The organism is Planococcus sp. NCCP-2050, assembly GCF_023708025.1.
In the GTDB taxonomy this organism is placed as follows: domain Bacteria; phylum Bacillota; class Bacilli; order Bacillales_A; family Planococcaceae; genus Planococcus.
In genome coordinates, this window is sequence record NZ_BRCX01000001.1 from 867,289 (window position 1) to 885,031 (window position 17,743).

The 17,743-nt window shown below is 40.8% G+C and carries 17 protein-coding genes; 4 read left to right on the top strand and 13 right to left on the bottom strand.

Going from position 1 to position 17,743, the window contains the following annotated elements; all coding sequences use genetic code 11:
* Nucleotides 1-100 precede the first annotated feature (100 nt).
* From ystJ to NFU07_RS04385, 6 genes are all read right to left on the bottom strand, one after another.
* Nucleotides 101-1,342, bottom strand: a complete 1,242-nt coding sequence (gene ystJ / locus NFU07_RS04360) for an NADP-dependent malic enzyme (RefSeq protein ID WP_397443697.1) — start codon at nt 1,340-1,342, stop codon at nt 101-103.
* 186 nt (nt 1,343-1,528) lie between these two features.
* Nucleotides 1,529-1,858 carry a hypothetical protein gene (locus NFU07_RS04365; RefSeq protein WP_251475226.1) on the bottom strand — a complete coding sequence of 110 codons (330 nt, stop codon included), beginning with the start codon at nt 1,856-1,858 and terminating at the stop codon, nt 1,529-1,531.
* 143 nt (nt 1,859-2,001) lie between these two features.
* Nucleotides 2,002-3,144, bottom strand: coding sequence for a YeiH family protein (locus NFU07_RS04370; protein ID WP_251475229.1), 1,143 nt, complete (start codon nt 3,142-3,144; stop codon nt 2,002-2,004).
* Between the two features lie 139 nt (nt 3,145-3,283).
* The gene (locus NFU07_RS04375) at nt 3,284-4,642 is read right to left on the bottom strand and encodes a phenylacetate--CoA ligase family protein (RefSeq protein ID WP_251475231.1); all 1,359 of its coding nucleotides are present in this window, start codon (nt 4,640-4,642) and stop codon (nt 3,284-3,286) included.
* A gap of 16 nt (nt 4,643-4,658) precedes the next feature.
* On the bottom strand, nt 4,659-5,351 hold the full coding sequence (locus NFU07_RS04380) for a CpsD/CapB family tyrosine-protein kinase (RefSeq protein WP_251475233.1): 693 nt from the start codon (nt 5,349-5,351) through the stop codon (nt 4,659-4,661).
* 98 nt (nt 5,352-5,449) lie between these two features.
* Complete coding sequence (locus NFU07_RS04385) at nt 5,450-6,148, bottom strand: response regulator transcription factor (protein WP_251475235.1); 699 nt, start codon at nt 6,146-6,148, stop codon at nt 5,450-5,452.
* Between the two features lie 298 nt (nt 6,149-6,446).
* On the opposite strand from NFU07_RS04385, the gene NFU07_RS04390 reads away from it, so the two are divergent.
* Nucleotides 6,447-7,370 carry an LCP family glycopolymer transferase gene (locus NFU07_RS04390; RefSeq protein ID WP_251475237.1) on the top strand — a complete coding sequence of 308 codons (924 nt, stop codon included), beginning with the start codon at nt 6,447-6,449 and terminating at the stop codon, nt 7,368-7,370.
* A 190-nt stretch (nt 7,371-7,560) separates the two neighbouring features.
* On the opposite strand, the gene NFU07_RS04395 is transcribed toward NFU07_RS04390, so the two are convergent.
* From NFU07_RS04395 to NFU07_RS04410, 4 genes are all read right to left on the bottom strand, one after another.
* The gene (locus NFU07_RS04395) at nt 7,561-8,013 is read right to left on the bottom strand and encodes a hypothetical protein (protein ID WP_251475239.1); all 453 of its coding nucleotides are present in this window, start codon (nt 8,011-8,013) and stop codon (nt 7,561-7,563) included.
* Complete coding sequence (locus NFU07_RS04400; protein ID WP_251475241.1) at nt 8,006-8,836, bottom strand: DUF3100 domain-containing protein; 831 nt, start codon at nt 8,834-8,836, stop codon at nt 8,006-8,008. The genes NFU07_RS04395 and NFU07_RS04400 overlap by 8 nt, the downstream gene beginning before the upstream one ends.
* Before the next feature lie 185 nt (nt 8,837-9,021).
* Nucleotides 9,022-10,677 carry a sensor domain-containing protein gene (locus NFU07_RS04405; RefSeq protein WP_251475243.1) on the bottom strand — a complete coding sequence of 552 codons (1,656 nt, stop codon included), beginning with the start codon at nt 10,675-10,677 and terminating at the stop codon, nt 9,022-9,024.
* Between the two features lie 21 nt (nt 10,678-10,698).
* Nucleotides 10,699-12,726: a sensor domain-containing protein gene (locus tag NFU07_RS04410; protein WP_251475245.1), complete on the bottom strand. Its 2,028-nt coding sequence runs from the start codon at nt 12,724-12,726 to the stop codon at nt 10,699-10,701.
* 232 nt (nt 12,727-12,958) lie between these two features.
* On the opposite strand from NFU07_RS04410, the gene NFU07_RS04415 reads away from it, so the two are divergent.
* Entirely contained in the window at nt 12,959-13,747 is a 789-nt protein-coding gene (locus NFU07_RS04415) for an NRDE family protein (RefSeq protein WP_309296766.1), read from the top strand.
* Between the two features lie 68 nt (nt 13,748-13,815).
* On the opposite strand, the gene NFU07_RS04420 is transcribed toward NFU07_RS04415, so the two are convergent.
* Entirely contained in the window at nt 13,816-14,301 is a 486-nt protein-coding gene (locus NFU07_RS04420) for an SRPBCC family protein (protein ID WP_251475247.1), read from the bottom strand.
* Nucleotides 14,302-14,437: 136 nt separating this feature from the next.
* Here NFU07_RS04420 and uvsE point away from each other — a divergent pair, with 136 nt between their 5' ends.
* On the top strand, nt 14,438-15,316 hold the full coding sequence (uvsE, locus tag NFU07_RS04425; RefSeq protein WP_251475249.1) for a UV DNA damage repair endonuclease UvsE: 879 nt from the start codon (nt 14,438-14,440) through the stop codon (nt 15,314-15,316).
* Nucleotides 15,317-15,371: 55 nt separating this feature from the next.
* On the opposite strand, the gene NFU07_RS04430 is transcribed toward uvsE, so the two are convergent.
* Nucleotides 15,372-15,866, bottom strand: a complete 495-nt coding sequence (locus tag NFU07_RS04430; RefSeq protein ID WP_251475251.1) for a sigma factor — start codon at nt 15,864-15,866, stop codon at nt 15,372-15,374.
* 282 nt (nt 15,867-16,148) lie between these two features.
* Complete coding sequence (locus tag NFU07_RS04435; protein ID WP_251475253.1) at nt 16,149-16,670, bottom strand: GyrI-like domain-containing protein; 522 nt, start codon at nt 16,668-16,670, stop codon at nt 16,149-16,151.
* A 244-nt stretch (nt 16,671-16,914) separates the two neighbouring features.
* Here NFU07_RS04435 and NFU07_RS04440 point away from each other — a divergent pair, with 244 nt between their 5' ends.
* Nucleotides 16,915-17,733, top strand: a complete 819-nt coding sequence (locus tag NFU07_RS04440) for a TetR/AcrR family transcriptional regulator (protein WP_251475255.1) — start codon at nt 16,915-16,917, stop codon at nt 17,731-17,733.
* The last annotated feature ends 10 nt before the right edge of the window (nt 17,734-17,743 follow it).

The window sequence follows — 17,743 nt, forward strand, 5'->3', positions numbered from 1 at the left end:
GATATGAACCCGGACAGGCATCGAGCTTTCTCGTGCTTCTCTCCAACCTGAAAAGCCGTTCACCTTTGCAAAAGATGAACGGCTTTCTTCTATATATATTTTATTCTTTTACGTTAACTGCGGTTAAGTTTTCCGCGTTTTCATCAATCTGATTTGGGCAAGCAGCATAGTTGGCAACGCCTGTTTCGATTGCGGCAGCCGCTACCGCTTTGGCAACTGCTGTAGCCACACGCAGATCAAAAGGAGCCGGAATGACATAGTCCTCATGGAGTTCGTGCTCTTCGATCAAATCGGCAATAGCTTCAACCGCTGCAATTTTCATCGCATCATTGATTTCACTGGCTTGCACATCTAACGCACCTCTGAAAATGCCTGGGAAGGCTAATACATTATTCACTTGGTTCGGAAAATCCGAACGTCCTGTACCGATCACTTTGGCTCCTGCACGCTTGGCCTCATGCGGCAAGATTTCAGGATTCGGATTTGCCATCGCAAAAATAATGGGACCTTCCGCCATGGTTCTCACCATTTCTTCAGTTAATGCACCTTCTGCAGAAACGCCGATAAAAACATCCGCGCCAATAATGACCTCATGGAGCAAACCTGCCTTGCGTTCGGAGTTGGTCATCTCTGCAACTTCTTCTTTAAACGGGTTCATTCCATAAGCTCGGCCTTTGAAAATCGCACCTTTTGTATCACACATAATTACGTCGTTAAAGCCGAATTTATGAAGAAGCTTAACTACAGCAATTCCCGCAGCACCGGCCCCGTTAACGATAATTTTCGTCCCTGTAACTCCTTTGCCTACTAGCTTTAGCGAGTTGATCAAGCCGGCTAAAGTGACAATGGCGGTCCCATGCTGATCATCATGGAATACAGGTATATTCATTTCTTCTTTTAAACGCTGTTCTACGATAAAGCAAGTCGGTGCTGAAATATCCTCTAAATTCACACCACCAAATCCAGGTTCCAATAATTTCACGGTCTGGATAATGGTCTCTGCATCTGTCGAACCAAGGCAAATTGGAAAAGCATCCACTCCAGCAAACTCTTTAAAAAGCACGGCTTTTCCTTCCATGACAGGCAAGGCAGCTTCAGGACCAATATTTCCAAGTCCAAGTACAGCGGTTCCATCTGTGACAACAGCTACTGTATTGCCTTTCATCGTGTAATCGTAGACTTTGGCCGGCTCCTGCGCAATTTCCTTGCATGGTTCGGCCACTCCAGGAGAATAAGCAAGACTTAAATCGCGTCCATTTTCCACTGCCACTTTCGACCGAACTTCCAACTTCCCTTTATGCTGCAGATGCAATTGTAAAGAGTCATTTCTCAGATTCGACATCGCTTCATCTCCTTCTACACATAATGGTTCATTATAGAGGGATTTCTGAAAATTGAAAGTCTTTTTCGTAATATTCGGACTTTTGACTGAGAGTTTAAAAATTGAAAACGCTTTCTTTTCTGCCCATTGGATCATTCAATATAAAAAAGCTCCAATAGGAGCTTTTTAGCTTCATGCTAAGACCTTTTATAAATGAAACGATTCATCGTAAATCGGTTTCATATGCAAATCGAATTTGCCTTTTACTTCTTCAATATCGTAAATGTTTCCGGGAATTTCCCCTTTTTCGATTTTATCAATATGCGTTTTTACAAGATCTGCAAAATACTTTCCACAAGCGACATCATTTGGGTATTGTGCTTTTACTCTTTCTACAAGTTCTTCACTCATAATTTCCTTAAAGGCATAATACAAGGCTGCATTAATAAGCGTCAATGAATCTTTGCCAGCATACGAAACGAAATAATAATTGCCATACCGGTCTTTCAATAAATCCCTTTTCGCTACAACTTCCATTTCATCCACTCTCCTTATGTCCTTTGTGATTCCATACCCTTAGCCCTTCTTCAAAAAACGTTTACCCGGAGATTCTCAATCGAAGTAAGCTGTTCCTCCATAGAAAAAGCCAGTGGCAACCGCCACTGGCTCCTTTGTATTATTTACACGGAAATCAATCCGCCAAATAATGAGATCAGCAGTAAACTGACCAACCCGACGGAAATTGCTGCGATAAATCCGATATAGAATGGTTTAATTCCCATTCCTTTGAACACTTTCAAGTTCGTGCCAAGCCCTACTGCTGCCATCGCGAGGCCGAGCATATAAGTAGAACCGAACGAACTCCAAAAGCTATAGAAACTTTCCCAAGTACTCGGGTCCCATATTCCAAAAGCCGAGCCGGAAGAAGCGATTGTAGAATCACCAATTGTCCGTAGCAATGACAGGAATAAAAAGCCCAAAATAAACAATGGGAATAATTTATACCATTTCGGCAATTGGGCTGCCTGTCCATTTTCCTTGTTGTTTCGGTAGAACAAGAACGAAACAAACGGGATGACAGCGATGATGAACACATTGCGAGTCAGTTTTGTGATGGTTGCAACATCTACCACTGTTGATGAATTGTATATTTGATCGTAAATTAACGCTGCACCTGTGACTTGCGCAGTGTCATGGATGGCCGTTCCGAGGAATAATCCGGCTTTTATCGGCTCATCAGCGAAAAAGGCATTGGCCAAGTACGGATAAAATAGCATGCCAAGCAAACCGAAAATCGTGATATTGGCGACTGCATAAGAGATCTCATTTTCCTTCGCTTTAATGACGGGTGCTGTCGCCATAATGGCCGTAACGCCGCAAATCCCTGTGCCCGTAGCGATTAAAGTCCCTAAACGCTTGGATTGATTCATTTTTGCTGTAAAAAATAAAGTGACAAAAAGTCCGACGGAAATACATGCCACAATGAGCGGCAATCCCCAAGCCCCTAATTTTAAAGCTTCGGTCATGCTCAGACGCAAACCGAGCAAAATAATTCCCGCACGCAATGCATATTTAAGGGCAAAACTGATTCCTTTAGCAAATGCATCCGGCAAACCGATAAGATTGCGGATCAGAATCCCGAGAACGATGGCTACAAAAATGCCTGATATCGGGCTAGCACCGCCTTCCGGTAAAATTCCCGCTGCCTGCAATCCGATGCCAATCCAATCCGCACCGATGATTCCTGCCATCATAACAATAAAACAAAGCACTAATCCTGGAATCAGGCGGAGAAAAGATGCTTTCTTAACATTTTCGACCATAATACTTCTGCTCCTCATCTCTAACTAGTCTTTTTCTATCGTAACATTTTCAAAGCATTTCAGGGAATGAACAGGCTTCTGGAGCACTCCATGAAAAAAGAACAGGAATTCCTTCCTGTTCTACCTTTAAAATCACGCTTTAATTAACCAGTTTATTAATGATAAGCTGAAAATCCTCTTTAACATTTCCAGGCATTTCTTCAACCACTCGGATATTAAATTTCATATCTTGGCTGAATGCAGACTGCAAATTTTGATGAATCGTTTTAGTGAGTTCATTCGTATAGGTTTCCCCGGCTTCCACAAACACTTCAACCTCTTCCTTTTTATGCTGGACAAATTTCATTTTCTTTACGCTTTCCGAGAACTCATTGTCTGTTTCATCAAGTTGAGGAACTGGCACTTTTATATTATCCGCTGTGCTCAAACAGCTTGAATCGGATTCTTTCCGGCACTCAATAATGGGCTGAAAAGATCCACATGCACAATTTGCAGCTCCATCATTCAGTTCAGCGTATATTCCAGTTTTGCAGCGGATGATTGGCGTCCCGTAGCTCATAAAATTGGTGACAATCATTTCCCCGTCTTCAGCCAGCTCAATGATACCGGCTCTTGGATGGACATGAAAATTTCCTGTCGAGCACTCGGACATGATCGGAAATTCGTAAGAAGGAATAAAATAATTGTGTACTGGACAGTTAAATGCTTTTTCGATTTCTATTTGTTGAGCCGGTTCCATCAACCCCCCTTGCAAAAAGATTGCTTGCGGCGAGAATGCCAACTTCCCCTCTGCTTCGTTCAAAAAAACAGCAAGCTTATATAAGATCGGAGAAGTTCCGTTGATAAAGGCGGGTTGGAATTCATTCAAGTTTTGAATATACAACTCGGCATTCTCTTGTGTGCAATGATAGTTCGAATATAAACGAATGTTCTCTGGACGGTTATCCCGCCAATAGGCTTTCTTTTGCTGAGCTTTTGGAATAATTTTTCTGGAAGTGAAAATCGCTTGTTTCATTTTCCTGGAGACTCCACTATTCTGCTGTTTGAAAAAATCCATAAACGCATTGCGCTTTTGAATATCTTCCTTTGTTAGCAGAAACTTCAGCGGCACCCCTTCTCGGTCAATTTCGTGGGAAATGGCAGCAGCTGAGCCCTCTACTGCATACATCTGATGAATATGCTGATGAATGGCTTCTCTGTCCAGTAAAGGAAGCTTTTGCAAATCAGCGATTCCCCGGATTGCCTTTAAATCAATCCCTTGATAAAACTTTCGATAAAATTGACTATGCCCGATTGAATGCTCTAGCAGTCTGCGAAATTCATTCCATCGGTCTTCTTCTCCAAGGTCATCATTTTTTCGGGAAGCAAGTTCGTGCAGCAAGCCCGTATAGGTGTCACCGTACCGCTCTTCTTTCACCTTTTTGTTTTCAAAGCTTATATAAAGATTTTGGAAGTATATCGGCAAATGATTATAGATAATCGATAAGAAATTTTGCAATGCACTTCCTCCTTTGCTACTGATGATAGTCCTCATAATATTGGCTATTCTCCAATTCATGATTGTTTAAGATAACCCCCAGAATAGTGGCTTTTGAGGAAATTAAGGCCTCTTTTGCTTTTACGATTCTTTTTTTATCGGATTTCCCGCTGCTGACTACTAAAACGGTGCCATCGCATTTATTGGCTAAAATTTTAGAATCCGCAATGGTTAAAATAGGCGGCGAATCGAAAATTACGATATCGTAATACTTTTTCATTTCCGCCATTAATTGTTCCAAAGCGGCAGTTCCTAAAAGTTCTGCTGGGTTGGACGGGACATGGCCGCAAGGAAGTACTTCCAACCCAACAATGCCAGTTCGCTTAACCGTGTCCAAAAGTTCGCCTTTTTTCAGAAGCAAGCTCGAAAAACCATTGGGGCTTGTAATACCGAAAAAATGATGGAGTGACGGCCTGCGCATATTCCCATCAACCAATAGAACTTTTTTGCCGGATTCTGCGTAGACAACGGCTATATTTAATGCGGTTGTTGTCTTCCCTTCCTCATTTTCTGCTGATGTGAATAGAAGGGTTCTTATATTCGAATGCGGTATCGTAAAATTCAAGTTTGTGCGTATGCTTCTATATTGCTCAGCAGCAAGCGAATTCGTTTTTGGTATTTCAATCGACTTGCTCCCACTTGCTTGCTTCGTTTTCTTTTGAATCCCCATCGGGTTTCAACTCCTCCGTACTACAAGATTTCCGCTCTCCTTTCTTAAGCGAGCAGTTCCTCTTGGCAAACATCGTTTGCTTGAATGTCATTGAAGCTTCAATTAGTGTTATGAGCGAATTTATAGCCGAACCCTCGAATGGTGCGGATATAAATTGGATTGGCAGGATCTTTTTCGACTTTTCTTCTCAGATTGCTAATATGGACCTTTACCGTTTGAAGTTCTCCAGCAGAATAATACCCCCATATTTGGTTATAAAGCTGTTCAGCTGTCCAAACACGATTCGGTTGTTGGGCAAGCAATAAGAGCAGTTGAAACTCTTTGTGATTTAAATGAATAGGATTTCCTCCTACATACACTTGCCGTGCATCTGCATGAATATGTAAATCCCCATACCGAAGTACTGTTAAATCGACCGTTTCTTGCGTCCATCCCGTTCTTCTTAAAACAGCCCGGATTCTTGCTTCCAGCTCGTTAAAATCGAAAGGTTTCGTAATGAAATCATCTCCGCCTGCATCAAAGCTTTGTATTTTAAAGGATAACTCTTTCCGATAACTGATGAAGAGGATCGGCAGCCTTGAACGGGAACGAATTTTCGCACATACTTCCAAGCTATTGATGCCTGGCATTTCCGCATCCAATAAAATCAAATCCGGTTCTCTTATTTTGAGAAGTTCAATGACTTCAGAACCTTCGTTCACTTCTATGACTTTATATCCTTTCTCTTTCAAAAAAGCATTGATCAACTCACGTACCCATTTTTCATCTTGGATTACCATGACTGTCGCGCTTATCATCCCTTTTCCTCCTATCTAAAATCCGCCAGACCGGTAATATATAAATAACTTTATTTTAATTAATAAAATATTCAGAAATTATAGAATCACCTATATTCCATTTTTTGGACTGAGTATAGGTTTATTCGTACAAAAATCATACCATTTTTATCATTAAAAAAGTATATTAATTTTTCGGAAAATTCAAATAAAACTATTGACCTAATAGATGAATCGGTTTACGCTATAAAAAAGAACTTGAATGGTACAAATGTCTCTCATTCCTTTTATTAGAAATATCCTCAAAAGGAGAATGCAAATGGCTAACTATGATGTAAACCCCAAAAAGAAAAAATACACGAAATGGCTATTGATTGCCCTCGCTTCTATCTTGCTAATCGGATCTCTCGGCTTAATAGCCCTGTTTCCAAAAGCCACGAGCACCTTAGAAGAAATTCACGAACCTTTAACCCGCCAGGTGTCGGCGAAACGCCCAGAAAAGATTGTGTTAGAAGAGAAGGAACCGCTTTCCATTTTGCTGCTAGGGGTTGATGAACGGGAGAACGATAAAGGGAGATCGGATACGATTGTGGTTCTTACGGTTAATCCATCTGCACAATCGATTAAAATGGTCAGTATTCCAAGAGACACTTATACCGAAATAGCGGATATGGGCAAATACGATAAAATTAATCATGCATTTGCTTTCGGCGGTACCGAAATGTCTTTGGAAACCGTAGAACATTTATTGGATATTCCCATCGACTATGTGATGCAAATCAATATGGAAGGCTTTAAAGACATTATTGATGCTCTCGGCGGAATCACCGTCTACAACGAATTTGCTTTCGATGGATTTAGCGAAGGAGAAATTTTGCTGAGCGGCGAAGATGCCTTGGACTATGTCCGAATGAGAAAAGAAGATCCCGATGGTGACTTTGGAAGGCAGAACCGCCAAAAGCAAGTTTTGAAAAGTGTTTTAGCAAAAACCGCTTCTGCCAATACCCTTTTTAACTATTCAAAAATCATGGATGCTCTAGGAGACAATGTCAAAACTAATATGAGTTTTTCAGAGATGATGGATGTTCAAAGCAATTACCGTTCAGCTATAAATTCAATTGAACAGCTCAATTTCGAACGGGGCAGCGGAGAAATAATAAATGGCATTTGGTACTATAGAATGGATGACGGAGAACTTGCCGAAGTACAGAACCTTTTAAAAGAACATTTAGAGATGGAATAAAAATAAGCAAGGCTTCTGCTATTGGCAGAGCCTTGCTTATTTGTTGTTAACAAAACATTTATTTCCCCATGAAAAAGCCATCCTGTTAAACAGGATGGCACAAGGTAAGGCACACATAACATAAAGTTAGTGTATCAAATCGTTTTAGGGGATTCAAGGTATAATTGTGTTTATTTTAAAAAATTTTCTGTCAAATTATTCCTTGCCATCTTAAAATTACCTCTGCTATTAATGCAGATCCTAAAAAGGTTCCGAGGAAGACAGCAAAAGCTACAAGTACACTTCGGAATCCAAGCTTCTTAAAATCTGCCCAGTTTGAACCGATGGATATTCCAGCATATGCTAAAATAGGCGTTGCTAACGCTAAGATGCTTATTTTCTCGGTCCATTCAACGAATAATGCCGATCCTGGAAACATAGGTAAAGATATGGCGATTGCTATCAACCCGATATAGCCGACTGCCGGTATATTTACAGGGAGAACTTTTTCAAGCACCAAGCCAACAACGCTGACAGCTACAAGCAAAAGCATCCCTGGCACCGCTTCCCATGGCAGGACATCAAAACCAAGCCAGTTGCCGAAAAGAGCCGAAAATCCGAACACCATCAAAACGAGTATCCATTCAGTAATTGTTTTAAGCATTCGGCTTGCCCCCTTCTTCTTTTAAGCGGTCTTTTTTGTCTTTTCTTCTTGTCATGATTTCATATAGCTTCTCAGTCAGCGGCAAGCCGATAAAGATACTGACGTATAGTCCGGTAGATAATGACAGAAGATTGCTTGCACCGGCAAAGGCAACAATTTGATCTTCCATCTCCGGAAATGCAGCGATTAGCGAACCACTCGCAGCAGCCATCATACTGCCGCTCCCTACACCGGATGCCATTGCAAACGACAAAGGATGAAGCGGTGTAGCTGTAGCCAATAAACCAGATATTAAACCTAAAAAAGCTGCACCAAAAACGGTACCGAAAATATAGATGGCCATAACACCGCGTCCCTCAGGCGACTCAAAACCAAATTTATTGACAATGAGCCCTACGTTTGGCTCACGTGCTATGGAATGTGTCATCCCCACAGCTTCCCTTTTGAATCCAAGCCATACCGCTAACGGCAAAGCTAGAAAGATCGTCCCTAAATTTCCAAGTTCCTGCAGCAGCAGTGCCGGCCCTGCTGCGATTATCGCTTCAATCTGCGGTCCGATTGTAAATCCGATTTTAGCAATCAACAACGTAACCCCTAGCACAATAAGCGGTTCCGCGTTCTTGGAATTCTTTTCATTGATCATAGGTGTAAAATACAATCCTAATCCGAGGAAAAATGCATACAGCATGGGCAATAACAAAATGACTCCTGGCCCTACACTGATGCTGAACTGGCCGATAGCTTCCGTAATGCATACTAATATAAAGACGACACCGTGCAGCCGCCAGTCTTTAAGCACAGTCAGTAAATCCTTTTTCTCCATATTCCCGCCTGCCTTCTCTATGTAATCGCGGTTTTTAAAAAACCACCTTCCACTAGTCTAACTGTTTTCTCAGACAATTTATACTGAATTTTAATTTTTATTCTATTTTATTTATTTTTATTCAAATCTTTTTTTCTTCTTATAAAACTATTACGGAAATAAAAAACCGCTAAAAGCTTATGCTTTTAACGGTTTAGCTGAAAATTATTTTTTCCGGAGTTTTTCGCTTCGTATAATGCATGATCTGCATTTTTCAGGACATCAGAAGGATTGAAAGCCTCTGCAGAAGCAATGTGAATTCCAATACTCGTCGTAATCTTTAAATCAGTGTCCCATGCATTCCAGGATAATTCCATAGATTGGCGAATAAGCCGCGCTTTTTCCATAACCTCTTCAGGAGAAATCGGGCCTTTATAGAGAATGACAAACTCATCTCCACCGAGCCTTGCTGCTAAGTCACCTTCCCCAATGTTTCGGGTTAACCTTTGCGCAAATTCCTGGATGACCTGGTCCCCAACTTCATGGCCCCATTCGTCATTAATTACTTTAAAATCATCGATGTCTAATATCATTACGGCAAATTCTTCATTTTGCTCAATTTTTCTAAACATGGCTTCTTTGAGCATCCTGCGGTTTGGCAATCCGGTCAAAGAATCGTGGTAAGCGAAAAATTCAAGTTTGGATTCATACTCTTTTTGCTTCGAAATATCGCGCAAGATCAAGACTTTATGAATAAACTCTCCATCTTTATCGAATACTGGCGTACCCAAGAGCTCAGACCAAACCCAGCCTCTTGTCTTATGTTGGACACGCAATTGCATTTTACAGAGCTTGCCGGTTAAAATCGATTCTGTAAGTTTTCTGTCTAACTCTTCATTGTCTTCTGGATGGATAAGCGAAAGAAGGGCTTGGGCTTCGATTTCTTCCCTAGTCGATCCGTAGACATTTAAACACGAAGGGGAGATATACATAAATTGACCACTATTATTCAATAACACGATAACATCGTGCGCATTTTCCGCGATAATTTGAAAGAGATTTTCACTTTCAGCAAACTTTCCGGCCATTTTGTCGAGCTCAGTCATATCTTTCAAAATGGCATATATCCCTACTCTATTGCCGCCGACAATAATTGGGACGAGTTTGAGCAAACAATTCACCTCATTGCCGGCGCTTGTTAAAAATCGGATGCGGCTATCTTCTAACGGCGTCGACAGCGCTTGTTCCAAGTAAAGCCGGAATCTTTCAGGATCATCTGCTGCTACATAATCCAGAAAACGGTTTTCTTTCAATTCATCGATAATGAATCCAGTCAGTTTCGACGCCGTTTGGTTCCCTTCCAAGATCCGGCCTTCCAAATCGAGAGTAAACACAGCATCCGTATTATTTTCATAAAGTGAGCTGTATCTTGAACGGCTTTCTTCTAAATGCCTCCATGTTTCACTGGCTTTCTGTTCTGCTTTTTTTTCTTTTGTCACGTCTTTTACAAATGCAGAGATATGCGTGCATTCCTGTTGATCATTTAAAAGTGGCGTCAAGGCAATTTGGTAAAAGTGAATTTCACCGGAACTCAATTTATACGCATCTTCGAATTCCATTTTTTCTCCACTTTCGACTACTTGTTGATAATGGCTTTCCAAGTATTTCCCCATTTCAGAAGAGTGCACTTCACGCATATTCTTTCCAATGGCACTTGCATCGAATCCAATTTGTTTTATCGCTTCTTGATTAAAAAATTCATAAAAGAAATTCCCGCAGCCATCCACTTTTACGATGAACACCATCTCTTGTGTACTATCCATTAATACCCGTTCGATCAAAAGCTCCTCAGTTGCCCCCACAGCCTTGTTCCTCCCTAATCTTCATTCAATCGCAAATTGATACTGCTTGCGCAGATACTTCTCTTCAAAATTCTCTACTGTTAAAGGTTTATCAAAGTAATAACCTTGAAAATGGATGCAATCGTGTTTCTTTAAAAAAGCCACTTCCTCAACCCGTTCCACGCCTTCAGCGAGCAATTCACATTCAATGCTTTTGGCTAAATGAATAAGTGATGTTAGCACCGCTTCCGACTTTTTGTCTTCTCCTATTTTTTGAACAAAAAATTTATCGAGTTTTATTTTATTGATTGGAAATTGAGTCAAATAAGCGATCATCGAAAAACCTGTACCAAAATCATCTATGGCGATGGAAATGCCTTTTGATTTGCAAAGCTGCAAGTTTTCCAAGGTACAGTCGGAGTAGGTCAATTCAGCCTGTTCTGTAATTTCAATTTCAATCAGTTCCGGTTTTATTTCGTAGCGGTCAATCAATGCAAAGAATTCTTTGAAGAATTCCGGATTGGCGAGTAATGACGGCGTCATGTTAATCGCTGTCTTTAAGTTCCACCCAAAACGCAATTGCCAATCCTTCAATTGGGTAAAAACTTCGTTTAATAGATGGGTTGTCAACGCGACAATCGTCGAAGACTGTTCAGCGACTTGGATAAATTCCAAAGGCGACAATTCCCCTAACTCTGGATGATTCCACCTGGAGAGAATTTCAACCCCCGTAATACATCCGGTAACTCCATCAATTTGAGGCTGAAGCGTGAAATAATAGCCGATGCCATTTAAATTTTCGAGCAGCCCTTTTTCGATTTTAATTTTTCTTTCCCGTTCTGAATTCATTTCTTTCCGATAGAATTGGAAACTTGTTTCTTTTGTTTTCTTGGCTTCGAACATTGCCGTTTCAGCATAGGAAAGCACTTCACCTAGATTTTTTGAATCATAAGGAAAACAGGCAATTCCGATACTGGCTGTGATATTGACCGATTGTTGATTTTCAAGCAGAAAAGGATGCATGAAAATTTCTTTCAGTTTCTCCGCGAAATCCTCGAGTCGCTCTTTGGCTTTCGGCTGGCGAATCACTATAAATTCATCCCCGTCTAACCTGCCAACTTTGCAATTTGGATCAGCCAATTCTTTTAATTTCGCAGCAACAGAAACAAGAACTTTATCGCCTGAATTGAAATTATGCATGGCGTTCACAACTTTTAAATTATCAAGATTGACAAAGAATAAAGTGAACTTCGTTTTACTGCGTATTAAGAAATTCGCCAGTTCCGACATCGCTCGGCGATTCGGCAGACCGGTCAAGAAATCGGTATATGCGTATTCCAAAAGCTTTTCTTCATTTATTTTTCGTTCGTTGATATTCTGAAAATATAAAGCCATGCCTCCACTCGCCAAAGGGTACGCATTCAGACGGAACCAAGTCGTAAGCGGAGCGTAATATTCTTCAAAATGCACCGTGGCTCCTTGATGGATCACTTTGTCAAACTCCTTCTGGAATTTCGTACCTACAGCTTCAGGAAATAAATCCCACCAATTCATTCCGACGTTTTCTTCGCGAGGGCATTTCAGTACTTCTTCACCGTATGCGTTGAGGTAATGGATTTTGTAATTCTCATCCAACAGCGCGAAACCTTCTGCCATATTTTCGAGCACATTTTCTGCCGTAATAGCCTGGATACTATGAAGGTTTACCAGCCTCAATGAAATAACCGTTCCCTTTGAATTTTCATTCAAAGTTTTCATAGGACGCGCTTTGATCGAGAACCATTGCAGTGAATTGTCCTTTAATATAACGGGAATCATGTCTAAATATTCCTTTAGTTCTTTGTTGATGACTTTTTGCAGCGTCCTTAATTCATCGCCTTTTCCAAAGTCTTTGATAAAGGTAAAAAAATTACCGTTGGTCTTCCAGTATTTCTCGGTTAATCCATGCTCTTTTCCAAACTCGTTCCATCCTTCGATATTTCGAATAATCGAGCCAGTTTCATCAAGAATGAGAACGAGTTCTTCGTTAGGTTCAGTCAATTCCCTCAGGGCTTTTTTATCGCTCTCCATCTCTTAACACCGCCTTCGCACATCTTGAAAAATCAAATATGTACTTTATTAATAGTTATTATATACTAATTTACAATAAATTATTGGATTATTTTTCCTATATTAAATAAAATTTCTTATATATTTCTACTTATCCTATTCCCCTAAATACTTTTGATTAATCAATTACTTCTATTATAATCTCACATTTTTCAAACTTCTTTTCTGTTTTCATTTTATTTCCTTCTATATAATGAATACAAAAGGAGTGAAGGCGATGTGCTTAATCAATTTTAGTTTTCATGCTCACCATCGATACAAACTGGTCATTGCCGCTAACCGCGATGAGTTTTACAAAAGGCCAACAGAAAAAGCGCATTATTGGAACGATGAACCGGATATTTTAGCTGGCCGTGATCTCTTGCAGATGGGCACTTGGCTCGGCGTTACAAAAACCGGCAGAATTGCTGCCCTCACTAATTTTCGGGATCCTTCTATGCCAGAGGCGGGAAAATTATCACGCGGAGCCCTTGTCAGGGATTTTTTAAGAACCAACGAAGCGCCCGAAGTTTTCTTTCATTCTTTAGTTGCCGAAGATTATACAGGTTTTAACTTAATTGCTGGCACGGCGGATGAACTTTTCTATTACAACAATATTGATAAAAGGCTTTCTATTATTGAGAACGGCGTACATGGCCTAAGCAATCACTTTTTAAATACTCCCTGGCCGAAAGTAATGAAAGGCAAAAATCAATTGGACCGGTATCTCTCAGAACACGAAGAGCTTGATTTAGGCCTGATTTTTGAACTGTTGGCGGATGCAGAACAAGCTGACGAAACAGATTTGCCCAATACAGGCGTTGGCTTGGAATTCGAAAAAATGCTCTCACCGATGTTCATTAAAACCGCTGACTACGGAACCCGCTCTTCAACCATCGTGGCTGTAGATATGGAAAATAACCTTACCTTCGCAGAACGTGTCTATAAGGACGGAGTATTGAAAGAAGAACAAGTTTTCAATTTCAAAATCAGCAATCCTTAGCATTTAAAAAAAGAGTTGGCCCATAAGCAATTTGGGCCAACTCTTTTACATTACGCCATTAAGTTTTCTTACCCCAACGAACCGGTGAGGCTATCCAGCAGCCGCTGATATGCGGTGAGTTCTTTTTCCCATTCTTGTTCTCGGATTATCTCCTTCTCATCCAATTGCGCTTGGATCACATCGAGACACACATGCCAGCCGGCAAGGTCTTTTGCCGTGTGTGGCGTCAGTTGACGAATTGTTTCGATTAAGATGAGTTGAGTTTTGCCTTCCAACGGCTGCACCTCAAAATGGACTTCGTCTTCTCCCCACTCAAATCCCAGGATGCTTCCTTCTTTATAATGCAATATAGCCATTTCTTCATTAGATTCATTTCCGAAATCGAATCGAATGGCGCCTCCCTCCTTCAACTCCTGAATCGATAATTCGGGAAACCATTGCTTAATCTTTTGGTTGTCGACCAGCATTTCCCATACAGATTCTGGTGGATGTGACAATATGCGCGCAAATGTAGCTGTATATCCATACTCATCTTGAATAATTTCTGCTCTCATTCATTTTCCTCCTCGAATTAGGTGCTTTATTATTCCTTACCCTTGTAGAAGGGTTTTTCTCCAAAAGCCCTAAAATTTTTTGAAGCCGATAAACGAGAGAAAATCTGGGTATACAGCTTTTAAGGAGTTGAATAATATGAGACTGGGTTATGCTTGTATGAATACTGAATTGAAAACTGTGTTCCGGACTTTGCGTGTTGCAACAGCGGAAGCTGAAGGTATCGCAAAGATTAAGGACTTAACATTGAAAAATATGCAGACGACTTTGGAAATCCTCCAATGGAATCTTGAGCATGATATTTATTTCTACCGCGCTTCAAGTTCGATGATCCCGCTTTCCACACATCCCATCAATGATTGGATTTGGTGGGAAGATCCTGATTTCCTATCGATTGCCGCTCAAATAAGAGAGATAGTGGAAACGCATAAGATGCGCGTTTCGATGCATCCTGGCCAGTACACGGTCTTGAATTCCCCAAAGCCTGAAGTGGTGGAGAAATCCGTCCAGGATTTGGTGTATCACGACCGGCTTATTGCATTATTAGGAGGCAATGACTTGATTGTCCATACTGGCGGTGCCTACGGAGACAAAGAGCAAGCAAAAATAAGATTCGCTGAAAACTATGCTTTATTGCCAGCTAGCATAAAACAGCGGCTCCGTTTAGAAAATGACGACAAAACATTTACTGTCCGCGATGTCCTGGACGTCAGCAAATTATGCGGTGTCCCAATTTGCTTTGATATTCATCACCATAATTGCAATAATGACGGAAATCCTGTTGATTACGCCGAAATCTTGGCAACTTGGGATGGCTTTGGCACACCCAAAATCCACATTAGCACTGGCAAGGAAGGATTTACAGACCTGCGCCATCATAATATTGTCACGAAAGAAGACTTTGACGAATTGCTGCTGCTTCTAAAGGGCACGGATGCGGACATCATGTTTGAAGCCAAGATGAAAGAACAAGCGGTCCTTCCTTTTGTCGAACAATTAACGGGTAAAAAATCATAAAAAAATTCCGGAGAAAATCTTCTCTGGAATTTTTTTATGAACACCTTACCATTTTTTATCTATCCAAAGTGATTTGATCTTGGCTGATGTTTTCTTTTAGCTTTTTTAAAACGCGCTCCCTTCTTTTTTTCATGCCGGCTAGTGAGAGCCCTTCACTGGCCGCAAGTCTCGTTAAACTGTTTCCTTTTACGAAAAGTTCTTCCAACAAGCTTTTTTCTTCATTTTTTAAATAGAGGGCATCTATCCATTCCGGCAATTCATCTTGTTCCATACATACAGCAAGGTCGTCAAATTCATGATTTTGCTGCACAAGATTTCGTTCAATGTATTTCGCCTCTTTTTTCAAATGATCAAGCATGGCGCCATGAATGGTCCGATAAGCAAATGCGGTGAAACTTCCTTTCGATTCGTCATATCGGATGCTCGCTTGCCAAAGCGCAATTTTTCCTACTTGGCGAAAAGTTTCATATTCTCGGTATATATGCAGTTTTCGAATGAGCGCGGTAATCATTGGTGCATATTGAATGTCTAATTCTTCATATTCCTTCAAGTTCGAATCCTTCTGGATATCCTTTTGTATTCCCGGGTGTTATCAGAATAGCTGTTGCATTTTCCAGCAGCAAAATCGGTTTTATAGCGTTAAAGCCTTCATATCGCTCTTCTCAACAACTCTAGAGCCCTATACTGCCAAGCAAAACTTTTGTCCTTAGCCGATTCCAAGAAATTCCGAACAATTTTCTTTTCAATCAATTGGCAAATCAAACTTGAATCTCTTTAAAAAACACTGCATTGGAAATGGGGAGCATCCACCCTATCTTCCAATGCAGTGTTTTTATGCGATTTCATCGCGCAAAATCAAAAAAGATACTTCGATTTCCCACTTGGTTAAATCCGGCTCAGTTTCAGGATCCGTTAAATACTGTTCGAAGCGTCCGTCCCAAATTTCAGTATCCCCTTCAAAGCGTTTATCGAAAGACAGGCCTTCCTTTTCCGCCCATTTTTCCACTTCCAGAACGGAATCTAGGAGTCTATCTGGATGCCCTTTATGGGTAGCACAAACGTAAGATCCTTCAGGAATCGAACTGGCAATTACCCGTTCATCCCCAATCACCATCCTTTCTAATGGGACTCCGACTTCCAGATCGAATTCTTTTTTGTCATCTTCCAGGCACCAATAGCGATAGAACGGCGCACCTGCAGGCGTTAAGCCCTTGTTTTCCAGCCACTGAAAGAGTTCGGGCACTAGAGCGGTGGTTTTACCCCACTCGTCCATTGCCGCTTGGACTGGGATTGCTGCGTACGGCTGTTCAACTCTATATTCCACGCTTGGTCCAGATAATAAATACGAAGCCATTTATAACCTTCCCTTCTTTAAAACGCATTTATCGAATATGGAATGCCGCTAATTATTTGCTATTTCCTTTCTATTTACCCTATTTTCTTGATGTAAACGCTAGTGGCATTCAGCTCGTTTGGCAGTCACAAAATAGACACAGGATAAGAGTTGCTATAAATTGACTCTGTTTTTTCCAAGCTTTATCCTAAAGTATGACCGAAGGGTTACTTAAAATGACCAACTGGTTTTAAGGAGGGGTGTCATGGATAAACGGCAGGAATTGATGAATCATGCTGTACATTTCTTTTCCATCAAAGGATTTCATCAAACATCTGTCCAGGAAATAGCGAAGGCAGCGGGAATTTCAAAAGGGGCTTTCTATAAGCACTTCGATTCGAAAGAAGGCATATTCGTAGAAATCCTCAAGCAATATCACGAGGATTTGACAAGAGATTTGAATAGCACCGACTTTGAGCCTGGCTTGACCAACCGTGAATTTTTCAAGAAAAAACTACTATTGGAAATCGAACGGACAGTTATGAACAAAGAATTCTTTTTAATGGTCTTCAAGGATTTTCCGGCAAATGATAATGAACTAATGCAAAATTTGCTGCAAGAACTTCGGATGGCGCAGCTAGTCTTACATAAATACAGTTTGCTTGAAGTCTACGGGAATAGAGCCGAACCGTTCATCTACGATTTGGTGACCATCTTTGAAGGGATTAAAAAGGAATACTATTTCTATTTGATTTTTGAGAACCGGCCTATCGACAAAGAGCTGCTGGCTGAATTCATCGTTTCAAGCCTCGATGCCATCGTCAACCACTCTGAGAAAATCAATCCCGTTCTTACCGACTTCACCTCTTCTATTTCTCCACTAGAAGAAGCTTTCAACCAATTAGAAGAACAGATCAAACAAACTTCTTCCAAACGAGAAGAGCACCTATCTGCTTTTCTGATGCTGAAAGAAGAAATGGGCAAAAAAGATTCCAAGTCATTTTTGATTGATGCCCTACTGGATTACTTAAAACAAGAAGAATCATTAGCAACCGAACTTTCAACTTTAGAGAAGTTCATTTGAAGGAGTGTAT